A 19298-nucleotide genomic window follows, 5' to 3' on the forward strand; every position below is an offset into this window, starting at 1 on the left:
AGGGATTAAAAATTAGGAAACAGTTTTCTCTACACCAAATATCCAGTCGCCAGTCCAAATCCCTTTGATGCTTTTCTAGTCTTGGTTATACCAATCGTCAGAGGCTATGGACTTGGAAAGTAAATCTTCATCTTCAAAATTAGTTTCCCAGCTAGCAGCTTCATTGAAACCGTCCTCAGTGCGGTACGCTTCTGCTTTTGTCCGGCGATTTTCTTGTCTGAGTGCTTCTCGTTCGCGCAACGTTAGCGGTGGTTTCTCATTAATTGGCAGACGTTCTACTGTTCGCCTCGCAGGTTTTTGACGCGTGAAATTTTTCCATGCTGCTTTGATGCCAACAAAGACGCTGCGTGTGCCTACTTGCAGATTTTGAGCTTGTTTTTTTGCACTATCGAGGCTTTGATCAACTTGTTTAACGACTTGACCGGCGCTTTTGACACCTTCACTGACATCATCGGTCAAGTCAGTGATTTCTAAGCCAGTCATACGGATAGCGTCTAGAGTAGGTGGTAATTCTCGTGAGAGGGTATCAAATAGCTTTTCTGCACTGCGAGCAGCGCGTGCTAGCTCCTGCAAAGCTGGTATCGCCGCTACCAAAACCGCAGTCAAACTGGTAGCGACTAAGAGAATAGACAGTCCCAACCAAAACAGGGGATCAATCACAGTTATGCCATCTATGAGCGTTCTAATTGCTGGGGAACCGGATCTGAGTCTTCTACAGCTGTTTGCCGTTTTAAGACTTGGCTTTCTCGCTGACTGGCATCTACACCAGCTGCGATCGCTTCCCGTAATCTATCTAAAGTATCATCCCAGTTTCGTAGTGCGCTAGCAGAAAGACGATCTGCCTGGATTTGTACACTTGTTGATAAATCTTCTGCCAATTCTGGGATAGCATTGGCAGATTTTTTCAATAATTTACGCGTTTCACGCCCTGTGCGTGGAGCTGCTAGCAACCCGGTTAAAGCACCGATGGTAGCTCCCAACATCAACCCACCAATAAATACTCCAGAACGGTTATTAGACATCTTATTGTTTCTCTCCTTACACTCATTTTAGGTGGGTTTTCTCTCCTTGCAAGACCCAAAGAATTTTATCCATTTAACCTATCGTGACAATATATCATCCAGAAATGTTGCTTGTATTCATTAAACTCTTTTTGCGACTGTCTTTTTTGCAGATGTGAACTTTACTCTTGGAAAATTTCGCCGCCAGACTTGGCGTCCTAAAAATAGCAGACTGATAATTTGTCGCACTTGTTGAATTTGCACCTGTAGCCCTTGGTTTCCTTGGCGCAAGTTATGAATACTCTGCTGGCTCAGAGAAATATTTTCGGGTGCTTTATACAGTGCCGCATGGCTACAGCGTTCATAGTCAATTAACCTATCGGCTATGTATGCTAACTGCCGCTTGAGTTGCCAGACTCGCCAAGCTGCATAGAATAGCATCAGCGAAATTAGAGTGTTAATTACGATAACCACTATTACCATTTCATTTGTTCGCGTTGAAAGTGTGGGCATTGCAATGCCCACCCTACTATTGATTGAGAATAGATTCCCTTGGACTCAACTAAGACTTTGGTTTATGAGTCGAAGCAACATGCAGTTCTTTCAATTGCTTGGCATCTACTCCTGAAGGTGCGTCAGTTAATAAACACCGCGCTTGTTGCGTCTTTGGAAAAGCAATTACATCTCGAATAGATTCTTCTCCAGCAAGCAGCATCACCAAACGATCTAAACCGTAGGCGATACCGCCATGAGGCGGTGTACCATATTCAAATGCTTCCAACAGAAAGCCAAATTTATTTTGTGCTTCTTCAGGAGACAAACCGATCGCTTCAAATACCTGCTGTTGAATTTCTCTTTGATAAATCCGCAGACTTCCACCGCCCACTTCCATGCCGTTGAATACTAAATCATAAGCTTGAGCGCGTGCAGTTTTCAAGTCACTCAAATCATCAGGATGCGGTGCAGTAAACGGATGGTGCAGTGCTTCTAAGCGTTTTTCGTCAGCATTCCACTCAAACATAGGAAAATCTGTAATCCAGAGCAAGTTGATTTTTTCTGGATCAATTAACCCAAACTCTCTAGCGATAACTTGCCGCAATCTGTCTAAAGTTTTATTAACGGTAGCAGTATCACCAGCCCCAAATAACAGCAGATGTCCAGCTTTTGCACCTGTGCGGCGTAAAATTTCCTGTTTTTGTTCTGCTGACAGGTTGTCTTTAATAGCGCCAATAGTATCAATTTCACCATCATCCCTGACTCGGATGTAAGCTAAACCTTTGGCACCAGCTTCGTTGGCTTCTTTGAATAAATCTCCGCCTGGTTTGATGCGGACGTTAGAAATTACATCATTACCGTTGGGAATTGGCAGAATTTTGACGACACCACCATTGCCAACGGCGTCCCGAAAGACTTTAAAACCGGAGTCTTTGAGCACATCCGAGACGTTGACTAACTCCAATCCATAACGAGTATCTGGTTTATCACTACCATAACGTTCCATCCCCTCAGCATAAGTCAGACGCGGGAAAGGACTATGTAATTCAATGCCTTTAACTATTTTGAAAATATGACAAACTAACTTTTCATTTAGTTCGATAATTTCTTCTTGGGACATGAAACTCATTTCCATGTCCAACTGAGTGAATTCCGGTTGTCTATCGGCGCGTAAATCTTCATCGCGGAAGCAACGGGCAATCTGATAATATCTGTCTAAGCCAGATACCATCAGCAATTGTTTGAATAACTGCGGTGATTGTGGTAAGGCAAACCACTCACCAGCGTTAACGCGGCTGGGTAGAATATAGTCCCGCGCACCTTCAGGAGTGGAACGCGTAAGGATTGGGGTTTCGACTTCGATAAAACCTGCCAAATCTTCTAGGTAACGACGCATGGCTTTGACAATTTGATGACGCAGTTGCATATTTTGCGCCATGCGATCGCGTCGCAAATCCAAATAACGATACTTTAGCCGCAAGTCTTCCCGCACCGTCTCGGTGTCAGCAGTGGAAACTTGAAAGGGTAACTGTTTACGGACACCGTTGAGCAGTACAATTTTATCAGCGTAGATTTCAACTTCACCTGTCGGTATGCGGGTATTCAAAGATTCTTCAGGACGTTGCGTTACCCTACCAGTGATTTCAACAACGTATTCATTTCGTAGGGCGTTTGCCTGCTCGTAGGAATCTGGGGTGCGTTGCGGATCGCTGACAATTTGGAGGATGCCAGAGCGATCGCGTAAGTCTAAAAATATCACACCCCCATGATCGCGGCGACGGTCTACCCATCCGTACAAGGTAACAGTTTCTCCAATATGTTCTTTTCGGAGTTCGCCGCAATAGTGAGTTCGCATAAGTGTTAGGTCTGTTTTTCCGGGCTAGATTGGCAAGAAAATGTCAAAGCTTTCCCATTATCTAGCATCAATAGTAATTGTAGTAGTTCTAGTGAAATAAAAAATGAAAAACCACGGGCATGGGGAATGGGTAAGGGGGAAAGAGAGTTATTCTTTTGCCCTTCTGCTGCCCCAGTCACCAGTCCCTTTTACGATGATTGTTGAGAGCGGCTAGTCATATTGATGCGATCGCTCAGTTGACGTAGTGTTTGTGCTAAGGTGCGATCGCTTTCCCGGAGTTGGGTGATTTTATCACAACTGTAGATTACCGTTGTATGATCTTTACCACCAAACTCTTCGCCAATTCTAGGCAAACTTAGAGCCGTATGTTGCCGCATTAGATACATACCTATTTGACGCGCCCAGCTAATTTCCCGACGGCGTGAGTTGCTTTTAAGGTCTTCAACTGAAACATCAAAAGTATCCGCTATAATTTTCAAAATTGCTTCTGGAGTAGCTGCCACTTTCTCACTGGATGGCTCTAAAACTGGTGCGATATTTCCCACAGTCATGGGTAAACCCCAAATGGAAATATAGGCCAATGCCCGAATTAAAGCTCCTTCTAATTCTCGAATATTAGAAGTATAGTTAGAAGCAATATACTCAATCACATCTCTGGGAAGACGAATATTTTCATACTCAGATTTTTTCTGTAAAATTGCCATTCTCGTTTCTAAATCTGGTGGTTGAATATCTGCGATTAACCCCATAGAAAAACGAGAGCAAAGACGTTCTTGTAAGCTAGGAATATGGTTAGGAGGACGGTCAGAAGCTATCACAACTTGTTTTCCAGCTTCGTGTAAGGTATTAAAAGTATGAAAAAATTCTTCTTGCGTATATTCTTTACCTTCCAAAAACTGAATATCATCTACTAACAAAACATCAGCAGCCCGGTAATGCTCTCGAAAGCTTTGCATACTATCCTTACGGATTGCTGTAATTAAATCATTAGTAAACTGCTCAGTAGAAACATAAAATATTTTGCAATCAGGAGAAATTTCACAGCGATAGTGACCAATAGCCTGCATTAAATGAGTTTTACCTAAGCCTACACCACCGCATAGAAATAAGGGATTAAATTCTCTACCTGGAGATTCAGCAACAGCTAAAGAAGCAGCATGGGCCATACGGTTATTAGCCCCTACTACAAACCGTGAAAATATATACTTAGAATTTAATTCTGTAGCTTTTTGTTTGTTTGTAGCAATACTCTGGGCAATACTGCTTGAAATTGGTAATTCTTCAGTAACATCTCGTGTACTCAGATGAGATTCATCACCTTTGGCAACAGTAATATAAATTTCCACAGGATGCCCCAGAATATCTCGCACCACATGAGCAATTGTATTGATGTAATATTTTTGTAGCCAATTACGAGCAAATGGGTTAGGAGTACGTATAACTAAACAATTATTTTCTAATCGCTCCGCACTAGCAGTTTTGATCCAAGTTTCAAAGGTGGGTCGGGATAATTCTAGCTGTAAACGCTCTAATACCTGACTCCACAGACTTTCTATGGGAATTTCCATTATCTACTACCTTTGCTGCTAGTCGTCACAATAGAAGATATGAGCAAGCACCAATTTAGCATTGAGACACTCAAGACCTAAAACAAGCTTTCAAGTTGTAATCATTCTGGGATATACCCAGTAGGCAATATCCTACCACTCGCTGGCTAGCACGGAGAAGTAAAAATACATGAATAACATAGACCATTACTTAACGCCTAAAAATATTGATACTAATAATTTGCCTCGTCGATCAATAAAGAGCGTTTTATTGATGCTGCTAAAAGGGTTAGCAGTGGTGTGTTTGGGAAGCTGCTCTTTTCTACCTACCAAGTCATTGGAGACTCAACAAAACGATACTCAGCCTCAAAATACTACTGTCTCCAATCCGATAATTGCTCCCCCGCCAATTATCTCGTCCTCTGGAGATCCCAACTTTGTAGTCTCAGTAGTGCAAAAGGTTGGGCCTGCGGTAGTTCGGATTGATTCTGCCAGAACAGTCACTTCTCGTGTACCAGATGAGTTTAATGATCCATTTTTCCGGCGGTTTTTTGGAGAAAACGTACCATCACAGCCTAGACAACGGGTAGAACGGGGTAGCGGCTCTGGATGGATTATTAATTCTTCAGGTCAAATTTTGACCAATTCACACGTGGTAGATGGTGCTGATAGAGTCACCGTTACACTCAAAGATGGCCGGACTTTTGATGGCAAAGTACTGGGTGAAGACCCGGTAACTGATGTGGCTGTAATCAACATTGACGCCAATAATCTGCCAACTTTAGCTGTGGGTAACTCCGATGGACTGCAACCCGGAGAAGCAGTAATTGCCATCGGTAATCCTTTAGGTCTAAATAATACCGTTACTTCTGGGATTATTAGTGCTACAGGCCGCTCTGGTAGCGATATCGGTGCTAGCGACAAGCGGGTTGATTACATTCAAACCGATGCTGCAATTAACCCTGGTAACTCTGGTGGGCCACTACTAAATGCTCGTGGCCAGGCGATTGGGATGAACACAGCTATTATTCGAGGCGCTCAAGGCTTGGGATTTGCCATTCCCATCAACACGGTGCAAAGAATTGCTCAGGAATTAATTGCTAACGGCAAAGTCGAGCATCCTTATTTAGGTGTTCAGATGGTGACACTGACGCCAGAAGTGAAAGAAAGAATTCAAAATAGAGTTGGCGATCGCCTCAATCTAAGAGCAGATCAGGGCGTTTTGGTAGTTGCTGTTGTGCCGCGATCGCCCGCATCTGTGGCTGGACTACAATCCGGTGATGTAATTAAAAGCATTAATAATCAGCCTGTTACAAAAATTGAGGAAGTACAAAAACTCGTAGAAAATAGCAAAATCGGTAGTACGTTGCAAATACAAGTAGAACGCGATGGACAAAGTTCACAAGTAGGAGTCCGACCAGCTCCTTTGCCTGTACAACGTGAGGGTTGATGTCATTTGTCATTAATTATTCTTCTCTTACTCAGCACGGGCTAAACGCCTCGCTATCGCGCTTCAGCACTCACAACTCTACTTCCTATTATTTAGAGGAATTTTGATCATGGCTGAATTAGTGACAATTATTCAATTAGGCAATCCAATATTGCGTCAAAAAGCTGTTTGGGTTGACAATACTCAAGATGAGCAGATTCAAAAATTAATTGAAGATCTAGTTGCTACTGTTGCCAAGGCTAACGGTGTGGGAATTGCTGCACCTCAAGTGGCAGAATCTTATCGTTTATTGATTGTCGCTTCCCGTCCTAATCCTAGATATCCCAATGCCCCGGAAATGGAACCAACTGCGATGATTAATCCCAGAATCATTGCTCATTCAATTGAAATTGTCAAAGGTTGGGAAGGTTGTTTAAGCGTTCCAGGGATTAGGGGGTTAATTCCCAGATATCAGGCAATTGAAGTGGAATACACTGATCGCAATGGCAAGTTACAAAAGCAAGAGTTAACTGATTTTGTTGCTCGGATCTTTCAACACGAGTACGACCATCTTGACGGTATTGTATTTGTAGATCGTCTAGAAACTACTCTCGATATGCTCACAGAGCAAGAATACCAACAACGAGTAATTAACAATACTTAATTCGGAATAGCTCTCAAGAATGATGCTTTCTACTCAAGTTTAAGGTACATTTAACCTAGCGTTAACCTATGGTTTGGTTTAGCTATCGAGTAAATGACCAATACTGTTAGTCACAACGGGTTAAGTCCGCAGTTAAAAATGTCTTCTGACTTAGTTTCTTCTGAACGCCAAAGTAATGAAGTAAAATTTAGTCAGAATCAAAGTAAAGCAGTCGCACAGTCACAAGTGCAACTGTCTTCAGATGGACTGCAAATTATTCATGCTACGACTGGGCGTGTAAGAATCCGCGTTAGTGAAGATAGTTTTAACTCAAGACTAGAAAGTATATCCCAACATTTACGGCAACAGTGTGGGGTGAAGGAAATTGTAATCAATCAGCAAACGGGCAGTATGATTGTCACTTATGACGAAAATCAGCTGTCATTGTCGCAGGTGTTGGAGATACTGCAAAAATTTGGTATTCACCAATCTCAAACTTCGTCTGAGTCTGTCAGTGAGATGGATGCTTTTGCTGTATGGAAATCACTTGATTTTTGGAAAGAGCAGTCTATTTCATTTATTCCCTTAATAACAGGGTTGGCAGTAACCGGAGGACTAGGAGTCAGCGGTTTGGCCGCGATTTCAGTCTACATGATTACAGCAGATGCAACTCGTCGGGTGATGAATTATCTGGAGCCGCAAGTTTCAGGAGCAAAAATCAGCAAAACTTCTCAAACAACCGCTTTTACAAAATCTCTGCAATCCCCCTTATCAACTGGAGAAGGTAAACCTCGAAAGAAGGATAAGAATACCTCGCAACCTTTATCAACAGAAGAAGAAAGCAAATCTGTCTTTGTTGATAAAGGTAATGAGTTTACAGCACCAGCAAAAATTGCTTATAGAGTAGTCCATGCAATTGAGGGACGCATTAGGTTTAGTGTGCCTCGACTTGCTGAGGATCGTGCCTACGCGAGGCGACTAGAGAGATTAATGAAAAGCGATCCCTTAGTGTTGAGTGTGCGCGTGAATTGTGACGCAGCATCGATCGCGATCGCTTATCAGTCTAGTGAGATTAACATAACTCATTGGGTGAATTTGATGGAGTTGGCTTTGCAAACGAACCCACCTAATAATCTGATTAAAATAACAGAGCAGCAACCACCTCCAGAGCCAGTTAGTCAGTCTACTGAACGTATGCAAACCACAACGGTTTTGGCAGGACAAACTCTAAATATATCGAGTTTATGGGCTGATTTAAAGCCTGCATCTCTGTCTTATTCCTTAGCCTTGATGGCGAACTTTCCCTTATAGACGAGTTCTATCAGGAACACTGGAGGAAAAAATGGAGGACTCTACATTACACTCAGTTCCAAAATCTACCATTCACACCTGCACGCAACCGATGAAGGTAGTTTATAGCATTACTTATGCAGTTGCCGGACAAGTAGGATTTTATGTACCTCAAATTAGCGAAAATCACAAATATCAGCAACGCCTGCTAGCGTTGCTGCAAGCTGAACCTTGGGTAATTAGTGAGCAAATTAATCCCATTGCTGGATCTATTGTCATTACCTATATGCCAGGGGTAATGTCAGATATTGAGATGCGATGGCATTTGATTAGTCTCCTTCAGACTGCTAGCGATGCAGAAGCGGCAGTTGAGCAAACAACCACAGAACCAGCTATTTCAAACTCAGAACCGCAGCTTATTACCCATCCCCAACAAGCTCGTCAACTAGCTCAACAGCCTGCATCAGAACCGGAGCTTGTTACCCATCCCCAACAAGCTCGTCAACTAGCTCAACAGCCTGCAAAAGTTGCGTATAACATTGTTCATGCGATTCCAGGAAGAGTGCGGTTTCGCGTACCTCAAATTGCTTCAGATCCCAAATACGTCCAACGTTTAGAGGCTTTACTCAAAGAAGATCCGGTAGTCACAAGTGAGCGAGTTAATAGGGATGCAATATCAATTGTGATTACTTATAAAACTGGAATGCTCCAAGATTCCCAAAAGCAAGTTCAAAGCGTCTTGGAAACGGCAGCATCACATTTAGCTAGTCTAATTGAATCTGCCAGCGATGTAACAGTAGGGATGGCAAGCGAGAACGGCTCTAAAAGAATTTGATCTATCAGCAATACTTATCAGCTAACCAATCTCGTAAGATTGGGGCTATTTTGCTCTCTTGGCGCTATCTTATCTGCGTGACGAGAGAGATAACCAAGTGTAACCAACCTACATGAGTGAAGGGAATGGCAAAAGTTACGGTTCAATTAGCATCGCCGCCAACTATAATTGCTCACGAGATTGCAGGAGAACAGAATGGGAAAGTTCGTCTAGCTGATAGCAATGAACATTCCCGCCAGCAGATTCCTCAAGTTACCTCCAGTGTCATCCATGCAATTCGGGGAAGAGTACGGTTTCATGTGGCTCGATTACGCCATGATATAGACTATGCTCACAGGCTGCAAGGATTAATTCAAAGCGATCCCCTGGTTACAAGTGTACGGATAAATACTGCGGCTGCGTCGTTAGTTGTTACTTATAAATGCGATTTGGTTGCAGATGCTCAAATGCGATCGCATTTGAGTCGTTTGATTCTAGCGGCGAATGACGTAGCAATAACTCCTGCTGCTAACACATCATCAACAGACAACGATGCTAATAAATCCTGGCCTGGTATGCAACTTTCGGCTATGGCTACCAGTTTAGCTTTGCTAGGAGGGCCGTTAGGCTTGCCCATTCCACCAATTATGATGGTGGGAACCATTGCCTTGGCTACATTGCCTGTTTTCCAAAGAGCTTTGGATGGCATCACGACGCAGCGTAAACTGAACATTGACTTTTTAGATTTTCTGGCGATCGCGATTACTACTGTCCAAGGTCAATTTCTCACACCATCGCTAATGTTGAGTTTAATTGAAATTGGCGAAAATATTCGTGATCGCACTGCCCGTTCTTCTCAATTGCAAACTTTGGATCTACTCAATTCCTTGGGACAGTTTGTCTGGGTTGAGCGCGATGGCATCAAGCAACAAATTTCCCTGCAAGAAGTGCAGAGCGGTGATACAGTTATTGTTTATCCCGGCGAACAGGTTCCAGTTGATGGTAGTATCCTCCGGGGTAAAGCACTGCTGGATGAACAAAAGCTCACTGGCGAATCCATGCCAGTTTTGAAAAAAAAGGGACAGGCTGTTTTTGCCTCCACTTTAATGCGCGAGGGACGGATTTATATCTTGGCAGAACGGGTAGGTAATGACACCCGTGCTGGACAAAGTATCAAGTTAATGCAAGAAGCTCCTGTTCACGATACGCGCATGGAGAACTATGCTACAAAAATTGCCGAAAAAGCTGTTGTACCAACTTTATTACTAGGTGGGGCAGTGTTTGCCACAACCCGCAACCCAGCACGAGTAGCCAGTGTCCTTACTCTCGACTTATGTACAGGAATTCGGGTATCTATTCCAACAACGGTTTTGGCAGCTCTGACTTATGCAGCAAAACACGGCATTCTTATCCGTAGTGGACGTGCTCTAGAACAACTAGCAGCAGTTGACACAATTGTGTTTGATAAGACAGGGACGCTGACTAAAGGAGAAGTGGCGGTTGTTGATGTTAAGAGTCTCAATTCCTCAACGCCAAGTTCACGGGTACTAGCATTAGCTGCGGCGGCTGAACAACGTTTAACACACCCAGTAGCCGAGGCGGTGATGCGCTACGCCGAAGCAAAGCAAGTGATAATTCCTAATCGTGGTCAGTGGAATTACCAACTGGGTTTGGGTGTGCAAGCAGAGATTGACGGAGAGGTTGTTTATGTAGGCAGCGATCGCTTTTTGCGTCAGCAAGGCGTTGACACCGAACAGCTAAATGGTCATCAAAAAGGGGCAAGTTCAGCGATTTATGTAGCTAGCAATGGGCAACTTCAAGGTAAGATAAAATATAGTGATGTTCTCCGTCCAGAAAGTCAAAAAGTAGTTGCTCAATTGTTGACGGTCGAAGGTGTGGAAGTTCACATGCTCACCGGAGATAACAAGCGAACAGCTAAGGCTGTAGCTGCTAAGCTGGGCATTGCGCCAACGCATACTCACGCAGAAGCTTTTCCCGAACAAAAAGCAACAGTTGTCCGCAAACTACACGAACAAGGTAAAACAGTTGCATTTGTAGGTGATGGAATTAATGATTCACCAGCTTTAGCCTATGCTGATGTTTCAGTCTCCTTCGCTAATAGTTCTGATATTGCCCGCGAGACAGCAGACGTGGTGTTAATGCAGAATGACTTGTATGGTTTATTAGAAGCGATCGCGATCGCTCGTAAAGCCAGGCAATTAATTCATCAAAATACCAGTATCGTTGCTATTCCTAATTTAGCGGCAATGGCGATCGCTGTGATCTTTGGTCTTAACCCCTTAGCAGCAACAGTAGTTAACAATGGCTCAACAGTGGTTGCAGGAGTAAACGGTCTGCGTCCAATTCTCAAACCGTCATCAAGCACAACTCTATCACTAGCAAGATGAGATCACGATTTTGAGTAGAGTATGCTTCAAACCTTTACTACAATTTCCCTAATTTACAGGAGGAAATTTAACAATGGCACCTAAAATTACTGATTTCGTTGAAGATGCAGGCCCAGTCGGAATTATAGCTGGTATTGGGGCAGTTCTGCTAGCCCCTGTAATAGTTCCCGTTGTAGCTGGAATTGGTAAACCCCTAGCCAAGTCGATGATCAAAGGCGGACTTGTTGCTTACGAAAAGAGCAAAGGAGCTTTTGCAGAACTGGGCGAAACCTGGGAAGACATTGTAGCCGAAGCCAAGGCAGAAATTGCTGAAGACAAGCAAAATCCAGCTTTTGAAGCTGTTAGCACCCCTGTTGACACTACAGCAGATAATGGTGCGTAAGAAAGAATCACATGTAGAGACGTTACATGTAACGTCTCTACAGGGTTTCGGGTTTTATTTATGTAGTTCATTTACCTGAAATCTGCTGTATCTCCCTCTGCTTCCCCTACTCACTAAAGAAGTTCTTCTTTGTCATAGGTTCAAAATCTAATCACAGGAGGGCGGCTGTGTGTTGAGAAATAATCACGGTCATCTTGCCAAAATGTCTAAAGTTATCAAGCAAACAACCTCAAAAACAATAAAAACTCCAGCTAAACATATATACACAAAAATTGTCAGCAATACCCCAGGTAGGCTAAGAATAAGAATTGCTCGACCCTATTGTCAAGCAAAGGAAATGCAACGCATTGCTAGTGCATTAGAAGCACAACCTAACATTAGTCAGGTAGGGACTAACATTTATCATGGTAGTATTCTTATCAACCACGATGGGAAAGATGGCAGTTTAAAAAATGTTTTTGCCACTCTACAAGATATAGGGCTGATTTTTGACAGTATTACCCAAAGCGACTCTGAGGCAGCAATGGGCGTCACGAATGCAGTTGTAGACCTAAATAAAAAAGTCGAACTAGCAACAAACGGTGCAGTTGATTTGCGCTTTCTCTTCCCTCTAGGACTTAGTATTCTTGCTGCTAGGCAGTTAATAGCTAAGGGTCTGCAATTTGAAATTATTCCCTGGTACGTATTAGCATGGTATGCCTTTGATAGTTTTATGAAACTACATGGCACGAGTCAAGGACAGCCAAGTAGCGATTGATATGATTTCAGGTCATTAATGAGTATCAAAAACTCATTGTTATATTCCAAAAAATATCTCCTCCACTCCTCACTTCCCTCCTAAGTCAGCTCTAGCCCACCTTGATAGCCAGTAACAATACGACCACCATTCTTGAGGATGTGAACTTCTATCTGGTCACTCGCCCAAGTAATTTGGTCTTGGAAGGCTGGGTTAAGTACATGAACCCGCTGATTACTAGAAGAAACGGGGGAGTTGGGAGAATTAAGTGCTAGAGTTTGCACAAAAGGCCCGTCAATTAGGATATCTAATTGTTCTAATAATGCTTGGGAACCTGGCGGTGCAGATTCAGACTGTAGCTGCTCAAGAGTAAACCCAGTAAAAGACATCACATTTAATCCCGCAGCTTTTACCTTCCTGGCTAAAGACGCTAATGTAGGCGCTTGCCAAAAGGGTTCTCCACCAGAGAACGTCAAACCTGTATTGTGGGGATTGCTGAGAATGTTCTTTGCAAGGGTATCAATAGCTATCAGCTGGTTAGTCTCAAATGACCAAGAGTCAGGATTAAAGCAGCCAGGACACTCACGAGGACAACCCTGCACCCAAACAACAGCACGACAACCAGGCCCGTTGACCTCTGATTTATCAACGTAACCCATGATGTTGAGATAGCCAGGGGGAATTTCTGTGAGTGCTAGCGATGGGTCAGTTGGCTTAGTTTCCATCTCTTTAACTCCTTTTAACCGTTGCCTGTTAACCGCTAATATATCGAAGCCATAGCTAGTAATGCTGTTACAAGAGTTTCCATTGTCTTGTGCTGGCTTGCTATCAATAGTGATGAGTAGCTGAGTTAGAATTTCTCTCCCCTGCTCCTCACTGCTCCTCAGTCCTCAATCCCCAATCAATATTGCAAATTAATTTCAGCGATCGCTACCTACTTCAGCGGTTAGCGCTACTATGGCTATATATTTTTTTAAAGTATAAATATGACTCAAAGCTTTTACGTGAATCCCTCAAGAGGGAGTGATGTCAACTCTGGTAGCCAACAAACCCCGTTTAAAACGATTACGCAAGCCCTCAAAGTTGCCACACTCGGCACAAAAATTCAACTAGCAGAAGGGAATTACAATGCCGCCAGTGGTGAAGCTTTTCCTCTGACAGTTCCATCTGGTGTAACAGTGGTGGGTAATGAAGCTAGTAAAGGCAGAGGTATTGTGATTGAAGGGAGTGGTAACTACCTCAGTCGCACTTTTGCTGGTCAAAACGTCACCTTGGTACTGCTGACTAGCGCCGAACTCCGGGGGGTAACTGTGACAAATTTAGCTAGTCGTGGTAGTGGTGTCTGGGTTGAGTCAACCGCTCCTACAGTAGCTAATTGCACCTTTACCCAGTGCAAGCGTGAGGGAGTATTTGCAACAGGTGATGCTAACCCAGTTATTCTAGGTAATGTTTTTAGTGAGAATGCAGCCAATGGAATTGCGATCGCGAGAAATTCCAAAGGTCAAATTAAAGGGAATACCTGCGTTAAAACAGGCTACGGCATAGCAATTAGTGATACAGCATCACCCACACTTCTAGAAAACAAAATTTACGAAAACCGTTCTGGGATAGTCATCTCTGGTAGTGCGCGTCCTGTGCTACGTAATAATCTCAGCGAAAACAATACTGACGATGGTCTGACAATAATTGCAACTGCCTTTCCTGATCTCGGTAGTACCAATAATCCAGGCGGGAACATCCTACGCAATAACGGTAAATTTGATTTGCAAAATGCTAGTTCCAACAAGCTGGTTTTGGTAGGAAACCAAATAAATCCGGCTAAAGCCACGGGAAACTTAGAGTTTGAAGATAGTTCAGTTCCTATCCTGACACCAATACCCGCACCTACTCCCACACCCTCCCCGATATCCACCACACCTACACCAACACCCGCACCTACTCCCACACCACCTATACTCGTACCTATACCCATACCCACACCAACCCCTACACCCAGCTTTATTGATTTAAGCGATATTGCTAATCATTGGGCAGCTGCATTTATTCGAGAATTAGTTAAACAGGGAATAGTCAACGGTTTTCCTGATCGCACGTTTAAACCTGATGCTACAATGACGCGATCGCAATACGCAGCCTTACTTGTAAAAGCTTTCAATCCATCGCCAAACCGCGCTGTGAGCAAATTTAAGGATGTACCAGATAATTTCTGGGCATCCAAGGTAATTCAGCAGGCGTATCAAGGTTTATTTCTCTCTGGTTTTCCCGATAACACCTTCCGCCCTAACCAGAATATCCAGCGCGTGCAAGTTATAGTCTCTCTAGTCAATGGACTGGGGTTATCTGCTAATAGTACGACCATCAAAGCTTTCGATGACCAAGCAAAAATTCCCGATTATGCCAAAGATGAAGTAGCAAAAGCTACAGAAAAGCAGATTATCGTTAATCACCCGAACCTCAAGCAACTCAACCCTACCCGCGATGCTACACGCGCTGAGGTAGCAGTAATGGTGTATCAAGCTTTAGTAGATGCTGTCCGTGTAGCGGCGATTAACTCGCCTTATTTAGTGACTGCTTAATTTGCAAATTAGTTTTGTGGGGTGGGCCGAAAAGCCTACCTTCACAGACTAAAAAACAAAAAAGATGAAAAACTGGGTTAGATATCAAACTAACTCGTCAGGATTTACACCCAATTCTCTCAACTTAGCTGCCAAACGTTCTGCTTGCGCTTCTGCTAGCTGTGTTTGTTCCTGACTTTTCCCGTTCCGCAAAACCAAGCTGGCTATACGATTTATGTCCTGTAAATCTCCGTACCCCGTATCGTTCTTTAGTGTTTAAAAATCCCAATTTTATACTAGATTATTTTTATACATGAGTTTTTATATGAGTTTTTATATGAGTTTTATAGAATTAATAAATATGACATTAAAACTAATATGTTAGTTAAATAGAACCTCCTTGTTCCTTGTCTAAGGAGTTATACAAATGATAAGTTATTTGTCAATATATAAGTTATTAAGACTCATGTATTGACAGGAAATACCAAATATGTAGTATTGATTTCAGGCATTAAACCTTGATTTTTCGACACTTTTTAAGCGATGCCTAGGTTGGGCTGCGCCTACGCTATTTTTCAAAGGATAATTAATCAAAATCTGAAAGGACCTATTTCTGTTAATGCATAAAACATAAAAAATTTGTACAGTGCGTAAGTCCTATTTATAATAACTATATTTTTCTCATTCCCTATCCTTTTTTTATCTGATGAGAATAAATATTATGCTGACTGCAAACCTCAGACATAATATTGTGCAATTATCAAGTAAAAAGTTGCTCACTCTTGTATAGTTTTTTTTCAGGAATCATCTTCTGAAAAGTTGTATTAATTTACAAAGAGTTACAAGGACATAATCATGAACGCATCTACTTTACAGTGGGCAATCACCTTCCAGTGGAACGACGTTAGCACTGGTAACTTAAAAACTCAGCAAATTTCTAAACAACAAGTATCTAAACATAATCATGCCATCATTATTGGTCGTGACAATGTAGTCTGCGACATCGTTATAAATGACAGTAGTGTATCAAAAGAACACGTTAAAATCTATTGTGATGAACAAATAAGAAGATTTATTATTAAGAATTTGAGAGATACTAATATTCCTAAAGTGGATGATGAAGACTTAGCTATTGGTAAAGAATTACCATTAAAACTAAACAGCAAAATTGTGTTAGGAACGCAAAAAATTGAAATTATTGATATTCAAATTTATGAACTTGAATCGACAAATTATTCGGGTTTAAAATTTTCCAGTAAAAATTCAAGTTTGGTTAATCCTAATCAAAATTCAAATCCGGTTAATTCCAATAAAAATTCAAGTTCGGTTAATCCCAATCCAAATTCAAGTCCGGTTAATCCCGATTCAACTTCAAATAAACCAAAACATTGGTGGCAAGAGCCAACAATACAGGTAGCGATAATAGGCGCAATAGTAACACTTGTTGGTTCAATACTTACTTTAAATGCAAATATAATGAGCCAGAAAACTGAAGAAATTAAGCAGCGTGTTCAGCTACAAGCTGATAAACTAAAGCAACAAGAAGAGTTTAAAATTGAGAAACAAAAGCTATACAACCAGAAATTTAGTGATCATAGGCAAAAAGTTAGAGAAATTAAAGAAACAATGAGGCAAAAAAAGGAATTTTACAATCAATTAACTCTAAAAACTAATGATAGTTGTCCTAATACTGTACGAGTAGCTATTAGCTTCACTGCTTTAGATGATGTATCAGAAACTAGAGGTTGGATTAATGTTGAGCCAGGGGGATTGGATAGAACTCCCGGTGGAGCGACAATATATGCTGGAGTGTTTTTACATGCAAAAACGAGTGTTAACAATGAAGAGATTATATGGGAACCAACAAAAACAGGTAGGATAGAAAGGTTTGTTGAAAAAAAAGAATTTAATTATATTCAAGAGCCTTTTCTTGACGCAAATATAGAGGAAAAACCAGTCAAATTCTACGAAGTTAAATTAGAGCGTAAGATTACAAAGAAAGCCTTCAACTGTAATGCAGGTACTTTACAGTTAGTAGACGCAGAATGAAGAATTAAGGGTTTTGGAATCAAATGGATGCTGATAGACTAATATACACAGTTATCCGTAAACGCTATAGAATTATAAGGTTTTTGGGAAGTGGTGCGTTTGGCGACACCTATTTAGCAGAAGACTTAGATTTGCCTAGCCATCCCAAATGTGTTGTGAAACAGCTTAAGCCAAAAACATCCGAGCCGGAAGTTTTGCTGGTTGCTAGACGACTATTTGAGAGTGAAGCAGAATTTTTATACCGCTTAGGTCAGCTTAGTAAGCAAATTCCTAAACTATTTGCTCATTTTGAAGAAAATGACGAATTTTATCTAGTACAGGAATTTGTAGATGGGGATAACTTGACCGCAGAAATCATTCCTGGTAACAAATGGAGTGAAGGCGAGGCCATTAAACTTTTGCAAGAAATTCTAGAAGTTTTAGCTGTAGTTCATCAGCAAAATATCATCCATCGAGATATTAAGCCCCAAAACTTGATGCGTCGTCGTGAGGATGGCAAGATTGTGCTAATTGACTTTGGAGCTGTCAAAGAGATTAAAGGTTTGGCGGCAAATACTCAAGGTCAAGTTACTTCAACTATTGTTATTGGCTCAAATGGTTATATGCCAAATGAGCAAGCTAATTCTAAGCCAAGACTGTGTAGTGACATCTATGCAGTGGGAGTTATTGGTATTCAAGCTTTGATAGGCAAATTACCTATAAACTTCCAAGAAGACCCCAGTAATGGAGAAATAATTTGGCGAAACGAGGCAAATGTCAGCAATAAACTGGCTGACGTTTTAACCAAAATGGTACGTTACAACTTTAGCCAGCGATACCAAACAGCAAGCGAGGCTTTGCAAGCACTGAATTCTATATTTCCAGCACGATCAAAGTCAACAACGTCGCGGAAATTACCATCTCGCGGAAAAGTTTTAGTTGCCACTGGAGCAGGAATACTTGTAATGCTTGTGTTAGCTCCTTTTATTATGTTACGTACCAAAACGACCGAAAACTTTACTCAACTACCTTGCGATGCTGAACTATCTTTATTACCTTTACCTACATTACCAGACGAAGCATACACAATGGGTAAAGGTGGTAGTAAATATCATGGCTATCTTGTTCACAATAAGAAATTAACTGGCAAGGGAACCTTACTATTTAAAAATGGTGATAGATATGATGGAGAATTAAAAAACGATAAGCGTGATGGTTGTGGAAGATATTCATTTCTGACTGAAACTATCTCACATCAAGATTATATAGGTCAATATGTAAACGATAAGCCTGAAGGTCTAGGAAGATTAAGATGGAAAAATGGTAATGAATATAGAGGAAATTTCAAAGATGGGAAATGTGAAGGAGATGGAGTATTTCAATTTGCTAATGGCTCTTTTAAGAGTGGAGTTTGGCAAAAAGGGAATTTGTCAGGAGAAAAGATAATATCATGTAATTAAAAATAATAAATATAAGTATATTCTGTAACTTTTAGAATTTTAAAATAGTAGATCTCCTTTTAATGATAGACTAACTGCAAAACATGAAATGTTCAAGGAGCAAGGTAAAATGAAACAGAAGTCATCTAAAAACTCAAAATTTATATTGAACGTAGTTTCTTTACTATTTTTCACTTCTTCTTTCAGCTTTGCTATTCTCCCACGAATAGTACTAGGGCAGCCTACACAAGAGTCAACACCAACAGAACCCATAAAGCCGATTAATCAAAATACTCCAGAACCCATAAAGCCAACTAATCAAAATGCTCCAGAACCCATAAAGCCAACTAATCAAAATGCTCCAGAACCCATAAAGCCAACTAATCAAAATGCTCCAGAACCCATAAAGCCGATTAATCAAAATGCTCCAGAACCCATAAAGCCGATTAATCAAAATGCTCCAGAACCCATAAAGCCAACTAATCAAAATGCTCCAGAACCCATAAAGCCGATTAATCAAAATGCTCCAGAACCCATAAAGCCAGTTAATCAAAATGCTCCAAATACCATAAAGCCGATTAATCAAAATACACCAAATACCACAAAGCCAGTTAATCGAAATACTCCTGATAATACAACACAAATACGTCGCGTTCGAGGACGAGGATAAAACTTC

The 19298-nt window shown here is 41.6% G+C and carries 17 protein-coding genes and 1 pseudogene; 12 read left to right on the top strand and 6 right to left on the bottom strand.

Going from position 1 to position 19298, the window contains the following annotated elements; all coding sequences use genetic code 11:
- Nucleotides 1-75: 75 nt before the first annotated feature.
- The 5 genes from HCR01_RS02200 to dnaA all read right to left on the bottom strand — a co-directional run bounded on the left by HCR01_RS02200 (nt 76) and on the right by dnaA (nt 4919).
- Complete coding sequence (locus tag HCR01_RS02200) at nt 76-660, bottom strand: DUF948 domain-containing protein (RefSeq protein WP_193194062.1); 585 nt, start codon at nt 658-660, stop codon at nt 76-78.
- An 11-nt stretch (nt 661-671) separates the two neighbouring features.
- A complete protein-coding gene (locus HCR01_RS02205; RefSeq protein WP_162395257.1) occupies nt 672-1022 on the bottom strand; it encodes a YtxH domain-containing protein in 351 nt (116 codons plus the stop codon).
- 120 nt (nt 1023-1142) lie between these two features.
- On the bottom strand, nt 1143-1484 hold the full coding sequence (locus HCR01_RS02210) for a hypothetical protein (protein ID WP_193194064.1): 342 nt from the start codon (nt 1482-1484) through the stop codon (nt 1143-1145).
- A gap of 79 nt (nt 1485-1563) precedes the next feature.
- Nucleotides 1564-3351, bottom strand: a complete 1788-nt coding sequence (aspS, locus tag HCR01_RS02215; RefSeq protein WP_193194071.1) for an aspartate--tRNA ligase — start codon at nt 3349-3351, stop codon at nt 1564-1566.
- Between the two features lie 188 nt (nt 3352-3539).
- Nucleotides 3540-4919: a chromosomal replication initiator protein DnaA gene (gene dnaA, locus HCR01_RS02220; RefSeq protein ID WP_193194073.1), complete on the bottom strand. Its 1380-nt coding sequence runs from the start codon at nt 4917-4919 to the stop codon at nt 3540-3542.
- 169 nt (nt 4920-5088) lie between these two features.
- On the opposite strand from dnaA, the gene HCR01_RS02225 reads away from it, so the two are divergent.
- The 7 genes from HCR01_RS02225 (at nt 5089) to HCR01_RS02255 (ending at nt 12621) form a co-directional block, all read left to right on the top strand.
- Nucleotides 5089-6348, top strand: a complete 1260-nt coding sequence (locus tag HCR01_RS02225) for an HhoA/HhoB/HtrA family serine endopeptidase (RefSeq protein WP_193194075.1) — start codon at nt 5089-5091, stop codon at nt 6346-6348.
- Between the two features lie 109 nt (nt 6349-6457).
- Nucleotides 6458-6991, top strand: coding sequence for a peptide deformylase (gene def, locus HCR01_RS02230; RefSeq protein WP_193194077.1), 534 nt, complete (start codon nt 6458-6460; stop codon nt 6989-6991).
- Nucleotides 6992-7084: 93 nt separating this feature from the next.
- Nucleotides 7085-8281: an HMA2 domain-containing protein gene (locus HCR01_RS02235; RefSeq protein WP_193194079.1), complete on the top strand. Its 1197-nt coding sequence runs from the start codon at nt 7085-7087 to the stop codon at nt 8279-8281.
- A gap of 31 nt (nt 8282-8312) precedes the next feature.
- Nucleotides 8313-9095 (top strand): hypothetical protein, encoded by a 783-nt coding sequence (locus HCR01_RS02240; protein ID WP_193194080.1) that lies wholly within the window; start codon nt 8313-8315, stop codon nt 9093-9095.
- A gap of 125 nt (nt 9096-9220) precedes the next feature.
- On the top strand, nt 9221-11482 hold the full coding sequence (locus tag HCR01_RS02245; RefSeq protein WP_193194082.1) for a heavy metal translocating P-type ATPase: 2262 nt from the start codon (nt 9221-9223) through the stop codon (nt 11480-11482).
- Between the two features lie 73 nt (nt 11483-11555).
- On the top strand, nt 11556-11864 hold the full coding sequence (locus HCR01_RS02250) for a DUF5132 domain-containing protein (protein WP_162398501.1): 309 nt from the start codon (nt 11556-11558) through the stop codon (nt 11862-11864).
- A gap of 169 nt (nt 11865-12033) precedes the next feature.
- Complete coding sequence (locus HCR01_RS02255) at nt 12034-12621, top strand: HMA2 domain-containing protein (protein ID WP_193194084.1); 588 nt, start codon at nt 12034-12036, stop codon at nt 12619-12621.
- 80 nt (nt 12622-12701) lie between these two features.
- On the opposite strand, the gene HCR01_RS02260 is transcribed toward HCR01_RS02255, so the two are convergent.
- Nucleotides 12702-13325 (bottom strand): 4Fe-4S single cluster domain-containing protein, encoded by a 624-nt coding sequence (locus tag HCR01_RS02260; RefSeq protein WP_193194086.1) that lies wholly within the window; start codon nt 13323-13325, stop codon nt 12702-12704.
- Nucleotides 13326-13586: 261 nt separating this feature from the next.
- Between HCR01_RS02260 and HCR01_RS02265 the strand changes: the two genes are divergently transcribed.
- The 5 genes and pseudogenes from HCR01_RS02265 (at nt 13587) to HCR01_RS02285 (ending at nt 19292) form a co-directional block, all read left to right on the top strand.
- On the top strand, nt 13587-15176 hold the full coding sequence (locus HCR01_RS02265) for a DUF1565 domain-containing protein (RefSeq protein WP_193194088.1): 1590 nt from the start codon (nt 13587-13589) through the stop codon (nt 15174-15176).
- 834 nt (nt 15177-16010) lie between these two features.
- Nucleotides 16011-17204: an FHA domain-containing protein gene (locus tag HCR01_RS02275; protein ID WP_193194089.1), complete on the top strand. Its 1194-nt coding sequence runs from the start codon at nt 16011-16013 to the stop codon at nt 17202-17204.
- 23 nt (nt 17205-17227) lie between these two features.
- Nucleotides 17228-18115 (top strand): annotated as a pseudogene (locus HCR01_RS38340) (protein kinase domain-containing protein); the annotation flags it as partial.
- Nucleotides 18116-18271: 156 nt separating this feature from the next.
- Nucleotides 18272-18643, top strand: a complete 372-nt coding sequence (locus tag HCR01_RS38345) for a hypothetical protein (protein ID WP_226889088.1) — start codon at nt 18272-18274, stop codon at nt 18641-18643.
- 109 nt (nt 18644-18752) lie between these two features.
- Nucleotides 18753-19292 (top strand): hypothetical protein, encoded by a 540-nt coding sequence (locus HCR01_RS02285; protein ID WP_193194091.1) that lies wholly within the window; start codon nt 18753-18755, stop codon nt 19290-19292.
- Nucleotides 19293-19298 lie beyond the last annotated feature (6 nt).

The organism is Nostoc sp. MG11, assembly GCF_014904695.1.
GTDB lineage: Bacteria > Cyanobacteriota > Cyanobacteriia > Cyanobacteriales > Nostocaceae > Komarekiella.